Annotated in this window: 18 protein-coding genes, 3 tRNA genes and 2 pseudogenes; 14 read left to right on the top strand and 9 right to left on the bottom strand. The window is 64.7% G+C overall.

What is annotated here, in order from left to right:
* Positions 1 to 205, bottom strand: a 205-nt coding sequence (locus JCM19049_RS02535) for a hypothetical protein (protein WP_279402303.1), incomplete at its 3' end; no start/stop codon positions are given.
* A gap of 305 nt (positions 206 to 510) precedes the next feature.
* Between JCM19049_RS02535 and JCM19049_RS02530 the strand changes: the two genes are divergently transcribed.
* The 5 genes from JCM19049_RS02530 to JCM19049_RS02520 are packed head-to-tail and all read left to right on the top strand — an operon-like array spanning position 511 to position 2,637.
* Positions 511 to 834, top strand: a complete 324-nt coding sequence (locus JCM19049_RS02530; RefSeq protein WP_279402302.1) for a hypothetical protein — start codon at positions 511 to 513, stop codon at positions 832 to 834.
* On the top strand, positions 782 to 1,132 hold the full coding sequence (locus JCM19049_RS02525; protein WP_054820704.1) for a hypothetical protein: 351 nt from the start codon (positions 782 to 784) through the stop codon (positions 1,130 to 1,132). Before JCM19049_RS02530 ends, JCM19049_RS02525 begins: the two co-directional genes overlap by 53 nt.
* Positions 1,129 to 1,290 (top strand): NAD(P)H-binding protein, encoded by a 162-nt coding sequence (locus JCM19049_RS18115; protein WP_279402301.1) that lies wholly within the window; start codon positions 1,129 to 1,131, stop codon positions 1,288 to 1,290. Before JCM19049_RS02525 ends, JCM19049_RS18115 begins: the two co-directional genes overlap by 4 nt.
* A complete protein-coding gene (locus JCM19049_RS18110) occupies positions 1,266 to 1,547 on the top strand; it encodes an NAD(P)H-binding protein (RefSeq protein ID WP_279402300.1) in 282 nt (93 codons plus the stop codon). The genes JCM19049_RS18115 and JCM19049_RS18110 overlap by 25 nt, the downstream gene beginning before the upstream one ends.
* A 16-nt stretch (positions 1,548 to 1,563) precedes the next feature.
* Complete coding sequence (locus JCM19049_RS02520) at positions 1,564 to 2,637, top strand: SDR family oxidoreductase (protein ID WP_279402299.1); 1,074 nt, start codon at positions 1,564 to 1,566, stop codon at positions 2,635 to 2,637.
* A gap of 207 nt (positions 2,638 to 2,844) precedes the next feature.
* On the opposite strand, the pseudogene JCM19049_RS22055 reads toward JCM19049_RS02520, so the two are convergent.
* From JCM19049_RS22055 to JCM19049_RS02495, 7 genes and pseudogenes are all read right to left on the bottom strand, one after another.
* Positions 2,845 to 3,222 (bottom strand): annotated as a pseudogene (locus JCM19049_RS22055) (FAD-binding domain-containing protein); the annotation flags it as partial.
* A 70-nt stretch (positions 3,223 to 3,292) separates the two neighbouring features.
* On the bottom strand, positions 3,293 to 4,087 hold the full coding sequence (locus JCM19049_RS22050; protein ID WP_306420640.1) for a deoxyribodipyrimidine photo-lyase: 795 nt from the start codon (positions 4,085 to 4,087) through the stop codon (positions 3,293 to 3,295).
* Positions 4,088 to 4,135: 48 nt separating this feature from the next.
* A complete protein-coding gene (locus JCM19049_RS22045; RefSeq protein WP_306420639.1) occupies positions 4,136 to 4,291 on the bottom strand; it encodes a hypothetical protein in 156 nt (51 codons plus the stop codon).
* On the bottom strand, positions 4,246 to 4,593 hold the full coding sequence (locus JCM19049_RS22040) for a MarR family transcriptional regulator (protein WP_306420638.1): 348 nt from the start codon (positions 4,591 to 4,593) through the stop codon (positions 4,246 to 4,248). The genes JCM19049_RS22045 and JCM19049_RS22040 overlap by 46 nt, the downstream gene beginning before the upstream one ends.
* Positions 4,594 to 4,839: 246 nt before the next feature.
* Positions 4,840 to 4,924, bottom strand: a tRNA-Leu gene (locus JCM19049_RS02505).
* A gap of 87 nt (positions 4,925 to 5,011) precedes the next feature.
* Positions 5,012 to 5,503, bottom strand: a complete 492-nt coding sequence (gene bcp, locus JCM19049_RS02500; protein WP_054820703.1) for a thioredoxin-dependent thiol peroxidase — start codon at positions 5,501 to 5,503, stop codon at positions 5,012 to 5,014.
* Between the two features lie 68 nt (positions 5,504 to 5,571).
* Positions 5,572 to 5,643 (bottom strand) — tRNA-Lys (locus JCM19049_RS02495).
* 398 nt (positions 5,644 to 6,041) lie between these two features.
* On the opposite strand from JCM19049_RS02495, the gene JCM19049_RS02490 reads away from it, so the two are divergent.
* Positions 6,042 to 6,785: an alpha/beta hydrolase gene (locus tag JCM19049_RS02490; protein ID WP_279402305.1), complete on the top strand. Its 744-nt coding sequence runs from the start codon at positions 6,042 to 6,044 to the stop codon at positions 6,783 to 6,785.
* A gap of 78 nt (positions 6,786 to 6,863) precedes the next feature.
* Here JCM19049_RS02490 and JCM19049_RS02485 read toward each other — a convergent pair.
* A tRNA-Lys gene (locus tag JCM19049_RS02485) sits at positions 6,864 to 6,938 on the bottom strand.
* 170 nt (positions 6,939 to 7,108) lie between these two features.
* Here JCM19049_RS02485 and JCM19049_RS02480 point away from each other — a divergent pair.
* The 8 genes and pseudogenes from JCM19049_RS02480 to JCM19049_RS18100 all read left to right on the top strand — a co-directional run.
* Positions 7,109 to 7,921: an NAD(P)-dependent oxidoreductase gene (locus JCM19049_RS02480; RefSeq protein WP_306420637.1), complete on the top strand. Its 813-nt coding sequence runs from the start codon at positions 7,109 to 7,111 to the stop codon at positions 7,919 to 7,921.
* A complete protein-coding gene (locus tag JCM19049_RS22035; protein WP_306420636.1) occupies positions 7,900 to 8,049 on the top strand; it encodes a hypothetical protein in 150 nt (49 codons plus the stop codon). Before JCM19049_RS02480 ends, JCM19049_RS22035 begins: the two co-directional genes overlap by 22 nt.
* 294 nt (positions 8,050 to 8,343) lie before the next feature.
* Complete coding sequence (locus JCM19049_RS02475) at positions 8,344 to 10,071, top strand: ABC transporter substrate-binding protein (protein ID WP_054820702.1); 1,728 nt, start codon at positions 8,344 to 8,346, stop codon at positions 10,069 to 10,071.
* Positions 10,072 to 10,138: 67 nt separating this feature from the next.
* On the top strand, positions 10,139 to 11,632 hold the full coding sequence (locus JCM19049_RS02470) for a malate:quinone oxidoreductase (RefSeq protein WP_054820701.1): 1,494 nt from the start codon (positions 10,139 to 10,141) through the stop codon (positions 11,630 to 11,632).
* A gap of 358 nt (positions 11,633 to 11,990) precedes the next feature.
* Positions 11,991 to 13,561, top strand: a pseudogene (locus JCM19049_RS02460) (efflux RND transporter permease subunit).
* Positions 13,510 to 13,770, top strand: a complete 261-nt coding sequence (locus JCM19049_RS18105) for a hypothetical protein (RefSeq protein ID WP_279402298.1) — start codon at positions 13,510 to 13,512, stop codon at positions 13,768 to 13,770. Before JCM19049_RS02460 ends, JCM19049_RS18105 begins: the two are co-directional and overlap by 52 nt.
* Complete coding sequence (locus JCM19049_RS02455) at positions 13,674 to 14,987, top strand: efflux RND transporter permease subunit (protein ID WP_054820698.1); 1,314 nt, start codon at positions 13,674 to 13,676, stop codon at positions 14,985 to 14,987. Before JCM19049_RS18105 ends, JCM19049_RS02455 begins: the two co-directional genes overlap by 97 nt.
* The coding region (locus tag JCM19049_RS18100) for a hypothetical protein (RefSeq protein WP_279402304.1) at positions 14,957 to 15,022 on the top strand (66 nt) is incomplete at its 3' end. The genes JCM19049_RS02455 and JCM19049_RS18100, both read left to right, overlap by 31 nt.

The raw sequence follows: 15,022 nt of genomic DNA, 5'->3' as shown, positions 1-15,022 counted from the left end.
CTGATGCCCAGCCTGCGGGCCAGGTCGCCGGGACGGATCCGGGGTGCTCGCTGAGGATCTTCAGGCCGCGGAAGTCGGTGAAGTTCAGCCCCAGACGTTCCCGGGCCAGGGCGTCGGCCGCGTCGCAGTGCTCCACCAGCTCGTGGAAGATGCGCAGCGCGTCCGTGGCCGCATTACCTGAAAGTTCCATGAGTGAGTCTCTCACTATCTTGATTGTTAGCTAAGTTAGCTACATCATGGAGGAGATGGGTTCGGTTGTCCAGTCCACATCCCAAATTGCCGGGAATCAACAAGGAGGCAGAATCATGCGGAAACACTCAGTGGGAATTGCGGTTCCCATCGCCACCGCCTTTGCATGGCGGTCGCGATTTTCGGGGCGTTCGCCGGCAGCGGCGCCCTGGGCGGCACGCCCATCCAACACGCCTCCGACGGCTGGCTGGACACCGATTCCACCCTGCTGGCCCCGGCGGGGCCTGCCTTCGGATCTGGAGCCTTGTCTACGTGGGCCTGGTGGTCTATGCCATTTGGCAATTCTTCCCGGCCGCCCGCGCGTCCCGGCTGCAGTACCGGGCCCGGGCCTGGATCAGCGCCTCGGCCCTGCTGAACGCGTTGTGGATCGGCGTGGTGCAGTTCGGCTGGCTGCCGGTGAGCCTGGTGGTGATCGTGGTGTTGCTGCTGGTGCTGATCCGGACCCTTTTGCTGCTGATCACCACCCGCCCGAGAGCACCGCCGAACGCTGGATCCTCTGGGTTCTCTTCGGCGTCTACCTGGCTGGGTCAGCGTGGCCACCATCGCGAACACCGCGGCCCTGCTCGGCTCCTGGGGCGTGGGTGAAGGGGCCGACTGGCCGGTGCCGGTGGCTATCGCCCTGCTGGCGGTCGCGGCGGTCATTGCCCTGGGCACCACCTGGTATAGCGGCGGTCACCTGGGAATGCCTTTGGCCATGGCCTGGGGCGTGGGCTGGATCGGGGTCAGCCGGCTGGAGCCGGGCAACTACAGCCAGCCGGTGGCCATCGCCGCCTACACCGCCTGCGGAATCATTGTGATTGGTTCTGTGGTGCTGGCCTGGGTGCTGCGCCGCCACCGCGACCGCCAGCCGATCCCAGCCCGTGCGCAGGGGGCCGAGTCATGAGCCGCATCGCGGTGACCGGGGCCAGCGGCTACCTGGGCGGGCGGCTGGTGCCGCTGCTGCTGGAGCGCGGGCATCAGGTAAAGGTGCTCACCCGGCATCCCGAATCATTGCGGGATGTGCCTGGCGTTCGCAGGTGCAGGTGGTGCAGGGGGATCTGACCGACCCGCAGGCCGCCGCCGAACTGTGCGCCGGAACCGACACCTGCTACTACCTGGTGCATTCCATGGCCGCCACCTCCAACTTCGCCGAGGTGGAGCAGCGCTGCGCCCAGGTGATGGCCCGGGCGGCCCGGGACGCTGGCGTGGGCCAGCTGGTCTACCTGTCGGGGCTGCACCCGGACGGGGAGCTGAGCCGGCATTTATCCTCCCGGGTCAACGTGGGGCGCATCCTGGAATCCAGTGGCGTGCCCACCTGACCCTGCAGGCCGGCTGGTGATCGGTTCGGGTTCGGCCAGCTTTGAAATGGTGCGGCACCTGACCGATGTGCTGCCGCTGATGCCGGCCCCGCGCTGGGTGCGCAACATGGTGCAGCCGATCGCGGTGCGCGATGCGCTGCACTACCTCTCCCGGGCAGCGGAGCTGTCCGAACCGGCGGGCGGACGCTATGACATTGGCGGGCCGCAGGCGCACAGCTACGCCGAGCTGATGCAGCTCTACGCCCAGGCAGCCGGGATCCGCCGCCCGAAGATCATTGCCCTGCCGGTGCTCACCCCCTGGCTGGCCGCCCAGTGGGTGAACCTGGTGACCCCGATCCCGCGCAGCCTGGCCATACCGCTGGTCGAATCCCTGCAGCACGACTGCGTGGTGCGCTCCCGGGCAATTGATGAATTGATCCCTCCCCCGTCCGAGGGGCTGACCAGCTACCCGCAGGCCGTGCACCTGGCGCTGGACAAGATCAAGGCGGACGCGGTGGAGACCAGTTGGGCCGGCGCCCACCCGGTCTCCGCCCCGGGTGAATCCCTGCCCTCGGATCCGCAGTGGGCCGGGCGGCGGGTGTACGTGGACCGGCGGGAACGGGAAACCACCGCCACCCCACGCCAGCTGTTCACGGTGATCTCCAGCCTCGGCGGGGAGAACGGCTACTACTCGTTGCCGTTGGCGTGGAAGCTGCGCGGGGTCATGGACAAGCTGGTTGGCGGGGTGGGCCTGAACCGCGGCCGGCGCAGCCGCAGCCGCCTGGCCCTGGGAGACGTGGTGGACTGGTGGCGGGTGGAGGCGCTGGATGAGCAGCGGATGCTGCGCCTGCGCGCCGAGATGAAGGTTCCGGGGCGGGCCTGGCTGGAGTTCAGCTTCGAACCGCGCGGGGATCACCTGCTCTACGTGCAGCGTGCGATCTTCTTCCCCCGCTCCCTGGCCGGGCGCCTGTACTGGTGGTCACTGGTGCCCTTCCACGGCATCATCTTCACCTCCATGGCCCGCAGCATCACCCGTGACGCCGAACGTCTGCCTATCGAGCAGAGCGCGTCGCCCGCAGCGGCCGCCCCCGCCGATCCGCCGCGCAGCTAACCGCAAGGCGACCGGACAGGCCCGGGAGTACGCGGCTACTCCCGGGCATGTCTCATGTCCGCGTAGGCCTGCAGCGCTCGGGCACGGGTTTCCTTCAGGTCCACCAACGGCTCGTGCTCGAGCGGCGCGAACTGAGCGGCGTAGCTGCTGCGGGTCAAATTTCTTGGCCTGCAGCTCGGGGTTGAAGACCCGGAAGAAGGGGGACGCGTCGGTGCCGCTGCCGGCCACCCACTGCCAGTTGACCGCGTTGCTGGCCGGGTCCGCATCCACCAGGGTGTCCCAGAACCATTCCTCGCCCGCCCGCCAATGGATCTGCAGGTTCTTGACCAGGAAGCTGGCCACCACCATGCGCACCCTGTTGTGCATCCACCCGGTCTGCCACAACTGTTGCATGCCGGCATCCACCAGGCGGTAGCCGGTTTCGCCGCGGGTCCAGGCCCGCCATTCGGCCATGGTCTGTTCCTGCTCGTTGGGCCACGCCCACCCCATGGCGTCGTATTCGCGCCGGAAGTTTTCCGTTGACAGGTGCGGATAGTGGTAGAGCAGGTGCCAGCAGAAGTCGCGCCATGCCAGCTGGCGCAGCATGGCCGCGGCTCCGGCGTGCGCCCCGGCGTCCTCCAGCAGCGGCTGCAGCGCGGAGAACAGTTGTTGGGCACTAAGGTGGCCCCAGCGCAGGAAGGGCGAGAGCTTTGAGGTGCCGTCCACATCCGGCCGATCGTGGCCATCCTCGTAGTCCGCGGCAATCTCGCTGATGACGTAGTCCAGGCGTTCCCGGGCGGGGCGCTCCCCCGGCTGCCATGCCGCGGCCAGCTTCCCGCCCCAATCGGGGTGGGTGGGCAACAGGTCCAGTTCGGCAACCGGGCAATCTTTCAGCCCGGAGGGCGGGGTGATCGGTGCCTGGGCGCCGGGGGCCGGCAACGGAACACGCAGCTGCGTTTCCTGGATGCGCCGGTAGAAGCGGCAAAACCTGGTAGGCGCCGCCCTGGTTGTTCAGGAGGTGCCAGGGTTCGGCCAGCAGCCAGGCGGCGTGGCTGGTGGCTTCGATTCCCTGCTCACCCAGCCATGACTTGATGCGGGTATCCAGCTCCCTTTCGGCCAGGGCGTAGCGGCGGTTCCAGTGCACCTGGTTCACCGCCAACTGGGAGGCCAGGTGCTCGAAGACGCGCGAGGGCTCGCCCCGGAACACCAGCAGCGGCACACCCAGCGCTTCGAGGGATGCGTGCAGATCCAGCAGCGCGTGGTGCAGCCACCATTTGGCGGCCCCGCCCAGGGGGCGGATCCCCGAGGTTTGTTCATCCAGGATGTAGATGCCCACGGTGGGGCCCTGGCCCATGGCGGCGCTGAGCGCCGGATGGTCTTCGGTGCGCAGATCATCGCGGAACCACACCAGGTTCACGGCCTGAACCGCGGCCAAATCCCGCGGGGTGTTTGGTTCCTGCCGATCGTTCATGGACGCACCCTTTCGGTGGTGATGGCTTCGAGCGAGCGGCGGGCCGGGTTAGGGCTGCCCGTTGGCTGCGGCGTCGGAGTCCGGCGGGGTAATGCTGGACTCAAGGTCATCGGCGGTGCCGCCAAGGAAGCGGATGACGACTTCGCGCTCCTCGGGCGTCAGGTGCCGGGCGGCTTCAAAACGGGCGGCGTGGTGGCGGCCCACCTGCTCGCGGGCGGCCACATGGGTTTCCGGGGTGACCTCCACGGCCTGGGAGCGGCGGTCGGTGGGATGGGCCTGGCGGGTAATGTGCCTCCGGCCTCCAGGCGGTCCAGCATCTTGGTGACCGAGGCGGTGCTGATGCCCAGGTGCTTGGCCAGCTGCCCGGGGGTGACCACTTCCTCGCGATGCCTGGCGGCAATCAGCATTCGGATGGCCCGCATGTCGGTCTCGTTGAGCTTCATGTACTGCTGGGAGGCCCGGGAAATCTTGCGCTCCACCGCGCGCAGCCGGCCCATCTGCGCCATGATGCGTCAATCTGGGCCAGGTCCTGCTCTTGGAGGTCTCCGCGCTGGATCAGCTGGCTCTGGGGGTCGCTGGCAGCGAGGCTGAAGATCGTTGGAAGCTTCTCTCGGTCCATGTTCCGTCCGTTCCACCTGCGTGCAGTTTCTCTGCCGCGCCTTCATCATAAATCCCCGGCTCCACTGGCGTACTGGGTGCCGCCTGAGGGTTCGAGAAAAGCAAAAAACCTCCCGCGTCGGGGAGGTTTCGGCTGGTGCGAGTGGAGAGACTTGAACTCTCACGTCCGAAGACACTGGAACCTAAATCCAGCGCGTCTACCAATTCCGCCACACTCGCTCGCGCTACACCTTGAACTGAACAGGCCAAAGTGACCTCACTCAGTGTAGCGGATCGGAATACCGATTCGAAATCGACTCCGGGGCCTTATTTGGGGTCGATTCCCAGGTCGCGGCGCAGCTTCGCCACGTGCCCGGTGGCCCGCACGTTGTACTGTGCCAGCTGCACCTTTCCGTCTTCGTCCACGACGATGGTGGAGCGGATCAAACCCTCGTACACCTTGCCGTAGTTCTTCTTTTCACCCCATGCACCGTAGGCCTCGGCCACCTGGTGGTCCTCGTCGGAAAGCAGCGGGAAGTTCAGCTCTTCCTTGGAGGTGAACTTCTCCAGCTTCGCCGGGGCGTCCGGGGAAATGCCGATGACCGCATAGCCCAGGGACTTCAGGGATTCCAGGGAATCTCGGAAGTCGCAGGCCTGCTTGGTGCAGCCCGGGGTGGAGGCGGCCGGGTAGAAGTAGACGATGGTCTTCTTGCCGCTGAAGTCCTGGAGGGAAACGGCGTTGCCCTTGGCGTCGTTCAGGGTAAAGGCCGGGGCGGTGTCCCCTACGGAAAGTCGTTTCGCTGCGGTATCGGTGCTCATGCGTAGTTCCCCTCATCGTGCTTGCGGTATACAAAAAATCCGACCTGAGAAATCAGATCGGATCACTGTGCACCCCCCGGGACTCGAACCCGGAACCTGCTGATTAAGAGTCAGATGCTCTACCATTGAGCTAGAGGTGCTTACCGCCGCTGACTAGTTCGTTTCCGCACTCGTCCTTGCGACGCATACAATCATACGCAGAAACACAGGGAAAACAAAAATCCGCAAAAAAGTGTCTCGGCTCCTTCAAAAACCCTAGTCGAAACTGCTTTTATCGAACAGACGAGTTGAGTGACGGATGAATTTCCGTCAATGCAATAGATCACATCAACCTCGCCGCCGTCGGTTGCGCAGTTTCGCAATGCGCCCTGTTGTCTCCTGCCCGGCAGGAGTATTCTCTAGGCACACCTTCGGGTTATTCCGCGCTGGGGCAACAACACCGGTTTTACCGCCTGTCATAGGGGACGGTCATGGACTGCGAAATTGATGGCATCACGCTGCACTACTCCGATACGGGCAACGGAGTGACACTGGTTGCCTGCATGGGGCCGCGGTGGACCACCACGAGCTGTACAGCGCGCTGAGGGATCTTGTTCCGGAGGATCACTATCGGCTCATCATCCCGGACCTGCCGGGGATGGGCCGCTCAGGCAGCGGCACGCTGGCCGGTAATGACGAGGTGGTTGACCTGCTGGCCAACTTCATCCGCCAGGTGGCGGGCGCTCCAACCCTTTTGCTCGGGCACTCCTATGGGGCGTACCTCGCTCGGGGCCTGGCCGGCAGGTATCCCGAACTGATTGGCGGCATGGCGCTGTTCGCTCCGATTGGCGAGAGCACCAGCCAGGCTCCGCCCCAGCAGGTCCTGTTCCGGGAGCCGGGAACAGAAGAGGAATTGTCGGCCGACGAGCGCCAGGGGTTCGCCGATTATTTTGTGGTGCAGACCCGGGCTTTCGCCCGACGGTACCGTGAAGACATTCAGCCCGGGACGCTATCGGTGGACGAGGAGGCGCTGGGACGGATCTTCTCCCGCTGGAGCGTGGATGTGGGAAGCGGAACCCATGAGGGGCCGAGCCTGGTGGTGGCCGCCCGGCACGATTCGGTCGTGGGGTACGTGGATGCCCTGGAATTGCCGAAGCACTACCCGCACGCCACCTTGTGCGTGATCGAGAATGCGGGGCACGCGCTGATTCATGAGCAGCCCGCGCTGATCCGGGGCCTGCTCGGCGATTGGCTCGAACGCTGCGCGCTCGCGACTGCACCGACCCACAGCCCGGAGCCATGACCAGCCAGCTGTGATTAGTCTTCCCGGGAACGTGAAAGGCTCCGTTTCCAACCAGTTGGATACGGAGCCTTTGCTTGCTGGTGCACCCCCCGGGACTCGAACCCGGAACCTGCTGATTAAGAGTCAGATGCTCTACCATTGAGCTAGAGGTGCCCGTTGCGATGGTCTAGAAACTTTCGTTTCGCGCTTTCGCAACGAGATGTAACTCTACCAGCTTTCACCCCTCGCGCAAATTCGATGCCACTGCTCGGTACGTGAATTGGATTACACGTCATGACATGGGATTCTGTTCGCTTTTGGGCTCCACTGATTAGTGTGGGGTTATGAGCCAACAACGTATCGTCTCCTTCCCCTCGGTCGAGCTGCTCCAGGCGGTCGGTGAGCTTCCCGCCAACCTGAAACCGGTGCTGTGGGACCTGGACAGCGTCCCCGAGGGTGTCGAGCCGAATGAGATCGATATTGCGGTGTTCCCGTATATGGCCGAGTTCTCCCGGCTGCAGAGCATCAAGCAGGCCACGAACGTTTCCCTGGTCCAAACTCAGACCACCGGTTTTGACGGGATCATCGATCTGGTGGGCAGCAAGGTCAGCGTGGCCACCGCGGGTGGCGTGCATGCCGCGGCCACCGCGGAAATGGCATTGGGGCTGGCCATCGCCTCCCTGCGTGGTTTCCCCGATGCGGTGCGCAACCAGGAAGCGGGCAACTGGGCCCCGCAGCGGTGGCCGGGACTGGCCGACCGCACCGTGGGCCTGGTGGGAGTGGGCGGAATCGGTGATCAGATCCGCCGACGCCTGGAGCCGTTTGAGGTGAACCTGCTGCGTTTTGCCTCCAGCGCCCGCACCGATGAGCACGGGACGGTGCACGGCATTGACGAGCTGGCCTCCCTGGCCGGGCAGATCGAGGTGCTGATCCTGATCGTGCCGCTCAATGATGCCACCCACCATCTGGTGGACGCCGAGCTTCTGGCCGCCCTGCCCGATGGGGCGCGCATCATCAACGTGGCCCGCGGGCCGGTGGTGGACACCGAGGCGTTGACCCGGGAAGTGGCCTCCGGCCGGTTGTTCGTGGCCTCGGATGTCTTTGATCCCGAACCCCTGCCGCAGGACCACGAACTGTGGCGCCAGCCAACGCGCTGATCCTGCCGCACAACGGGGGGAACACCGAGGCGTTCTTCCCCCGCATGGTGGCGTTGCTCAAACGCCAGGTGCAGGCCTGGTCACGCGGTGAGGACGGGGAAAACATCGTGCACCAGCGTCAGGTCTGATAACCTTTCGGCCACATTTTGGGCTTATCCGGGCGTGGCAGCGGTGAATGCACCGAATCCTCACGGATCGGTGCGCTATCTTGGAAACTATCCTCCGGCGTCCTGGCAGCGGTGTAACGCGGCCCGGCGCCGGGTTGGATGCGATAACTCCACAGATCCCTGAACCAGGAAGCCGAGCCGCCACCGTGCCACCGATTGAGCGCCAGCCCGTGACGCGTCGAGCCGTACTGTCCGGGTCGCTGGCGGCCGTCCTGCTGGGTTTGACCGCCTGCACCGACACGGAACCGCAACCCGTTGCCAGCCACCGGCGCCGCGGCCGGCAATGCCACCCCGCGCACCTTCAGGATTGCCGCGGCGGCCCCACCGCTCTCCTTGGATCCGGCGGTGGCCGGGGACAATGACTCGTTCCGCGTCACCCGGCAGATCTATGAGACCCTGATTTCCATTGACCCGCAGACCGGTGGCCCGGTCGCGGGGCTGGCCGAGTCCTGGACCGAAAGCGAAGACGGGCTGCGTTACACCTTCACGCTGCGTCAGGGCGTGAAGTTCCATGACGGCACCGCGTTTAACGCCGAGGCGGTGCTGGCGAACTTCAAGCGCTGGCTGGGCATGAACAGCGAGCTGCGCTCACGCTCCCTGCAGGGCTTCACCCAGGTCTTCCACCACACCTCGCAGATCCCGAAGCTGCCCAAGGATGATGAGCAGGCCCAGGCACCGAATGACACCAAGGCCGGGGACAAGCAGGACCTGGCCCCGGTGATGGCCCAGCAGAAGGCACAGCTGGAAGCCATGCGCACCCTGCTGGAGGAGGACTTGTTCAGCGGCAAGTCCGAGGGCGGCTCGGCCAGCTACTTCGCCTCGGTCAGCGCTCTGGATGAATACACGCTGGAACTGAAGCTGCGCCGCCGGCTGACCGGGGTCATTGAGGCGTTCACGCTGCCGGGCTTGGCCATCGCGGCCCCCTCGGCCCTGAAGGGCGGACCGAAGGACAACCCGGCCGAGAAGCTCACCGAGCACCCCGTCGGCACCGGCCCCTACCGTTTTGCCACGCGCACCGAGGAACGTGTGGTCTTGGAGGTGAACAAGGAGTACTGGAACCAACAGCTGCTGAACTCCAATCCGCAGCACCCGCAGCGGGTGGAGATCTCCGCGATCGCCTCGGCCCACAATCGCCAAACGGAACTGCTGGCTGGGAACATTGATGCCTTTGACATGGTTTCGGTGGAGGTGCTGCGCACCCTCGTGCGCAACGCCCGCCTGGTGGTGAACCGCGACCCGTTCTCCGTCCTGTACCTGGGCCTACACCACGACGCCCCGTGGCTGGAGAAGCCGGCCTTCCGCCGCGCGCTGGCCATGGCCATCGACAAGGGCCGGTTGGTGCGCGAACTGTTCATTAGTGGTTCAAAGGCGGCATCCACGTTGCTGCCGCCCACGTTCGCGGTGCAGGACCCGGAGAACGTCTTGTTCTACTCCCCCGATGACGCCAAGAAGCTGTTGGAGGAAATCGACTACGACGGTTCTGCGATTCCGTTCGCCTACCCCCGCAACGTGGCCCGCAACTACCTGACCCTACCCGAGCGCTGCTTCGCGCTGATCGCTGAGGACCTGGCCAAGGTGGGCATCAAGGTCAAGCCGGTGCCAGTGGACTGGTCCCACGGCAAGTACGTGCAAAGGGTCCGCCACGACGGGTTCAAGGGCCTGCACCTGCTGGGCTTCTCCGGGGCGTACCGCAACGAGGATGACTTCATTTCCGGAATCCTGGCCGCAAAGCAATATGAGTTTGGTTACACCTCGCCGCTGCTGGATGCCCAGGTGCTGGCGGCCCGTTCCATCGCCGTGGGCGAGCTGCGCACCGCCGCCTACCGCGACATCCTGACCACTTTGAGCCATGACCTGCCCATTGTGCCGCTGGTGTTCCCGATCTCGCGCTCGCCCTGGATTCGGTGGTCAACTACTACCCGTCCTCGCCGGTGCTGGACGAGGTGTACGTGGACGTCAAACTCTCGCCGAACGGCAAGTTGACGGGTTGAGAATTTCTTGCCCCTCACGTAATGGTCTAGTCTGACCTAAGAGCAAAGTATCACTGTCGATGGAGATCCTCGTGCCTTCTGAAACGTCAACCAAGAATTTTGACGTCGTACTCATTGGTGCCGGCATTATGAGCGCCACCCTGGGTACCCTCATCAACCAGCTGGAACCGAACTGGTCGATCGCCCTGTTCGAGAACCTGGACCAGGCAGGCGAAGAGTCCTCCTCTCCATGGAACAACGCCGGCACCGGCCACTCGGCCCTGTGCGAGCTGAACTACTCCCCCGCCCAGCCGGACGGATCGGTGGATCCGACCAAGGCCATTGGCATCAACGAGCAGTACCAGATTTCCCGCCAGTTCTTCTCCTGGGCCGTGCGCAACCAGCACGCCAGCGCGCCGGAGAACTTCATCCACGCCCTGCCGCACATGTCCTTCGTGATCGGCCAGGACCACTCCAAGTACCTCAAGACCCGCTACGACGCCATGCGCGCCCAGCCGCTGTTCTCCGCGATGGAGTTCACCGAGGACCTGGACACCATCAACGAATGGACCCCGCTGGTCGCCCGCGGCCGTGACGCCTCCCAGAAGGTCGCCGCTTCCCGCGTGGTTGGCGGCACCGACGTGGACTTCGGCCGCCTGACCAAGGACCTGACCGGTTCGCTGGCCACTTCCGGCGCCGAGGTCAGCTACGGCCACAAGGTCACCGGCCTGAAGCGTGAGGGCGCCGGCTGGCAGCTGACCGTGAAGAACAACGCCAGCGGCGCCAGCTTCAAGGTCAACGCCAAGTTCGTGTTCGTCGGCGCCGGCGGCGGCGCGCTGCCGCTGCTGCAGAAGTCGGGCATTGACGAAATCAAGGGCTACGGCGGCTTCCCGGTCTCCGGCCAGTTCCTGCGCTGCACCGACGATTCGATCAGCGAACAGCACAACGCGAAGGTCTACGGCCAGGCCTCGGTCGGCGCCCCGCCAATGAGCGTGCCTCACCTGGACACCCGTTTCGTGGGCGGCAAGCGTTCGCTGATGTTCGGCCCGTACGCCGGCTTCTCGATGAACTTCCTGAAGTCCACCGGTCAGCTGGACCTGCCGCTGTCCATCCGCCCGCACAACATCATCCCGATGCTGGCCGTGGCGAAGGACAACATGTCCCTGACCACCTACCTGATCAAGGAAGTACTGAAGTCGCGCTCCAAGAAGGACGCGTCGCTCAACGAGTACTACCCGGAGGCCGATGGCTCGAAGTGGGAACTGATCCACGCTGGCCAGCGCGTTCAGGTCATCAAGAAGGACAAGAAGAAGGGCGGCGTGCTGCAGTTCGGCACCGAGGTCATCACCTCCTCGGACGGCTCCATCTCCGGCCTGCTGGGTGCCTCCCCGGGCGCCTCGACCGCAACCCCGATCATGATCGGCCTGCTTTCACGCTGCTTCCCGAAGCAGTTCGCCGGCTGGGAAGCGAAGCTGAAGGACATCATCCCGTCCTACGGTGTGAAGCTGAATGAGAACCCGCAGCTGCTTGATGAAGTGACTGCCGAAACCAACAAGGTGCTGAAGCTGAAGTAGGCGCCCTGCAGAACCCTGGCCACGAGAAGTGCGAAATTGCTCGTGGCCAGGGTCTTCTGTCTTTAAAGCCCGCGCACCTTCACGGTGCCGGGATACCGTGGGGCCGGCCGGGAAAAGTCCCGCTGAAGGCGTCCAACAGTCGCCGCGCTGCGGTAACCCGACTTCGCGCAAAATCCGGTGAGCACGTACTCGAAGGCGCAGGTACCCCGCCCCGGAACGCGACCGACGACGTTTCCTTCAGCCTTCATCCTTAGGGATGATTTTCTCGGAATCCCGCTCCAGATTCTGTTGTCGTCTGCCAACGAACTAAAGTTAAACCAAGCTCTTTTCATCTTACAACGCATAGGACCGCATCCGCATGCAGCGCTTGGCCAATCTGTCTTTGAAGAACCGTGCCTTGATCGCACTGATCACGGTATTCTCGGCCATCTTCGGTTTGATCTCGATGGGCTCCCTGAAGCAGGAATTGATTCCTTCCCTGGAGTTCCCACAGATCGCCGTGATGGCCTCCCAGCCGGGGGCCAGCCCCGAAGTGGTGGACGAGCAGGTGGCCCGCCCGCTGGAAACCGCGATGCAGGCGGTGGAGGGCCTGGAGTCCTCCTCGGCCACCTCACGCACCGGCTTTGCTCGATCTCACTGATGTTCGAGTACGGCACGGACATGGACCGGGCCCGTTCGCAGGTGGAGCGCGCGATCTCCAACGCGAAGAACCAGTTGCCGGAGGACGTGGAACCCTCCTCCTTCGCCGGCTCGGTCTCCGACCTGCCGGTCGCCTACCTGGCCGTGGCTTCGGATGAGTCCCTGGAAAAACTGCATGATGATGTGGAGCGCATCGCGCTGCCCAAGCTGCGCAAGATCGACGGGGTACGCGAGGCCTCGGTTTCCGGTGGCGCCGCCCAGCACATCCTGGTGCTGCCCGATGAGCAGAAGCTGGCCGCCAAGGGCCTGAACACCTCGGACATCAAGGACGCGATCGAAAACGCGGGCTCCCCGATGCCGGTGGGCTCGCTGGACACCGAGGGCCTGGAGCTGCCGGTGATCGCCGGTTCGGCCCCCGATACGCTGGAAAAAATCCGCGAAATCCCCATCACCTCCGACAGCGGCCCGGTGCTGCTCAAGGACGTCTCCCAGGTCTCCATCGAAGCCGATGAGGCCACCAGCATCACCCGCACCAACGGCGCCGAAACCCTGTCGGTCTCCATCACCAAGACCCCGGACGGGGACACCGTGGGAATCTCCCACGCGGTGCAGGACATCATTGGCCAGCTGGAATCCGAACTGGGCAACGGGGCAACGATCACCACGGTCTTCGACCAGGCCCCTTTCATTGAACAGTCCATCAACTCGCTGGCGACCGAGGGCCTGCTCGGCCTGGTCTTCGCGGTGCTGGTGATCCTGATCTTCCTGTTCTCTATCCGCTCCACCCTGGTCACCGCGATCTCCATTCCGCTGTCGCTGATGGTCACCTTCATTGGGATGAACGTGTTCGGCTACACCCTGAACATGCTCACCCTGGGCGCGCTGACCATCTCCATTGGCCGCGTGGTGGATGACTCGATTGTGGTCATTGAGAACATCAAGCGCCACCTGTCCTACGGCCAGGAGAAGCGCCAGGCGATCCTGCTGGCGGTGCGCGAGGTCGCCGGGGCGATCACCTCGGCGACCCTGACCACCGTGGCAGTGTTCCTGCCGGTGGCGCTGGTGGCCGGCATGGCCGGGGAGCTGTTCCGCCCGTTCGCGCTGACCATGACCATTGCCCTGCTGGCTTCGCTGCTGGTCTCCCTGACCATTGTGCCGGTGCTGGCCTACTGGTTCCTGCCGCACCGCCCGGGCACCGGCCAGGCGAAGACCGCCCACACGGCCGAGAACAAGGCGCGATGCAGCGCAGCTACGCTCCGGTGCTGCGCGGCACCCAGAAGCACCCGGTGATCACCCTGCTGGTCTCGGTGCTGATCCTGGGCGGCACCGTGGCCATGACCCCGCTGCTGAACACCAACCTGCTCGGTGGCACCGGGAGAACTCCCTGCAGATCACCCAGAAGATGCCGACCGGCACCGCACTGGACACCACCTTGGAACAGGCCGAAAAGGTCGAGAACCTGCTGCAGGACACCGAGGGCATCGAGGACGTGCAGCTGACCGTGGGCAGTTCCGGGGACATGCTCAGCGCCATGATGGGAGCCGCCGGCTCGGATACCGCCAGCTTCACCGTCATCACCGATGCGGACCTGGACCAGGAGGAACTGGCCGACCGGGTGCGCAGCGACATCCAGGACCTGAACCTGCCCAAGGACCAGGAGATCACCGTGGCCGCCGGTTCGGGCAGCATGATGAGCTCGGATGTGACCGTGGAGGTCAGCGCCCCGGATGAGGGGATTCTCTCCGAGGCCACCACCTCCGTGCGCGAGCAGCTTTCCGGCATCGGCCAGGTCACCGGCATCACCGACAACCTCTCGGAGAAGCGCGAACAGGTGACCGTGGACATCGATGCGAGAAAGGCCGCCGAGGCCGGGATGACCGAATCCCAGCTGGCCGGGATTGTCGCCTCCCAGCTCTCCCCCATCCCGGCCGGAACACTGCGCATCGACTTCACCGACCTGCAGATCCACATCGGTGAACCCGATGAGCTGACCAGCCAGAAGCAGCTGGAGGAACTAAAGATCCCCACCGCCACCGGCGTCAAGCAGCTCTCCGACCTGGCCGAGGTGAAGATCGAGAAGGTTGAGCAGGTGGTGACCACCTCGAACAACGAGCGCATCGCCACGGTCAGCCTGACCCCGGAAGAGAACGCCCTGGGTGCCGTCTCCACGGAGGTCACCAACAAACTGGATTCCATGGATCTGCCCGAGGGTGCCAGCGTGAAGCTCGGCGGTGCCGCCACCGAGCAGGCCGAGTCCTTCCAGCAGCTGTACCTGGCGCTGATTGCCGCCGTGGCGATCGTGTACGTGATCATGGTGGCCACGTTCAAGTCACTGATCCAGCCGCTGATCCTGCTGGTCTCCATCCCGTTCGCGGCCACCGGTTCGATTGGCCTGTTGCTGTTGACCGGCACCCCGCTGGGCCTGCCCTCCCTGATCGGCATGCTGATGCTGGTGGGGATCGTGGTGACCAACGCGATCGTGCTGATCGACTTGATCAACCAATACCGGCTGGACACCCCGGAGCGCGCGGCCATGAGCCTGGATGATGCCATCACCCATGGTGCCCGCCAGCGTCTGCGCCCCATCCTGATGACCAGTGCCGCCACGATCTTCGCGCTGCTGCCCATGGCCTTGGGCCTGACCGGTCACTCCGGTTCATCTCCCAGCCGCTGGCCGTGGTGGTCATTGGCGGCCTGGTCACCTCCACCCTGCTGACCCTGATCCTGGTGCCCGTGCTCTACCGTCTGGTG

The organism is Arthrobacter sp. JCM 19049, from assembly GCF_001310435.1.
Note: the sequence above shows the minus strand (reverse complement) of the source record. Positions and strands in the feature narration are given on the sequence as shown.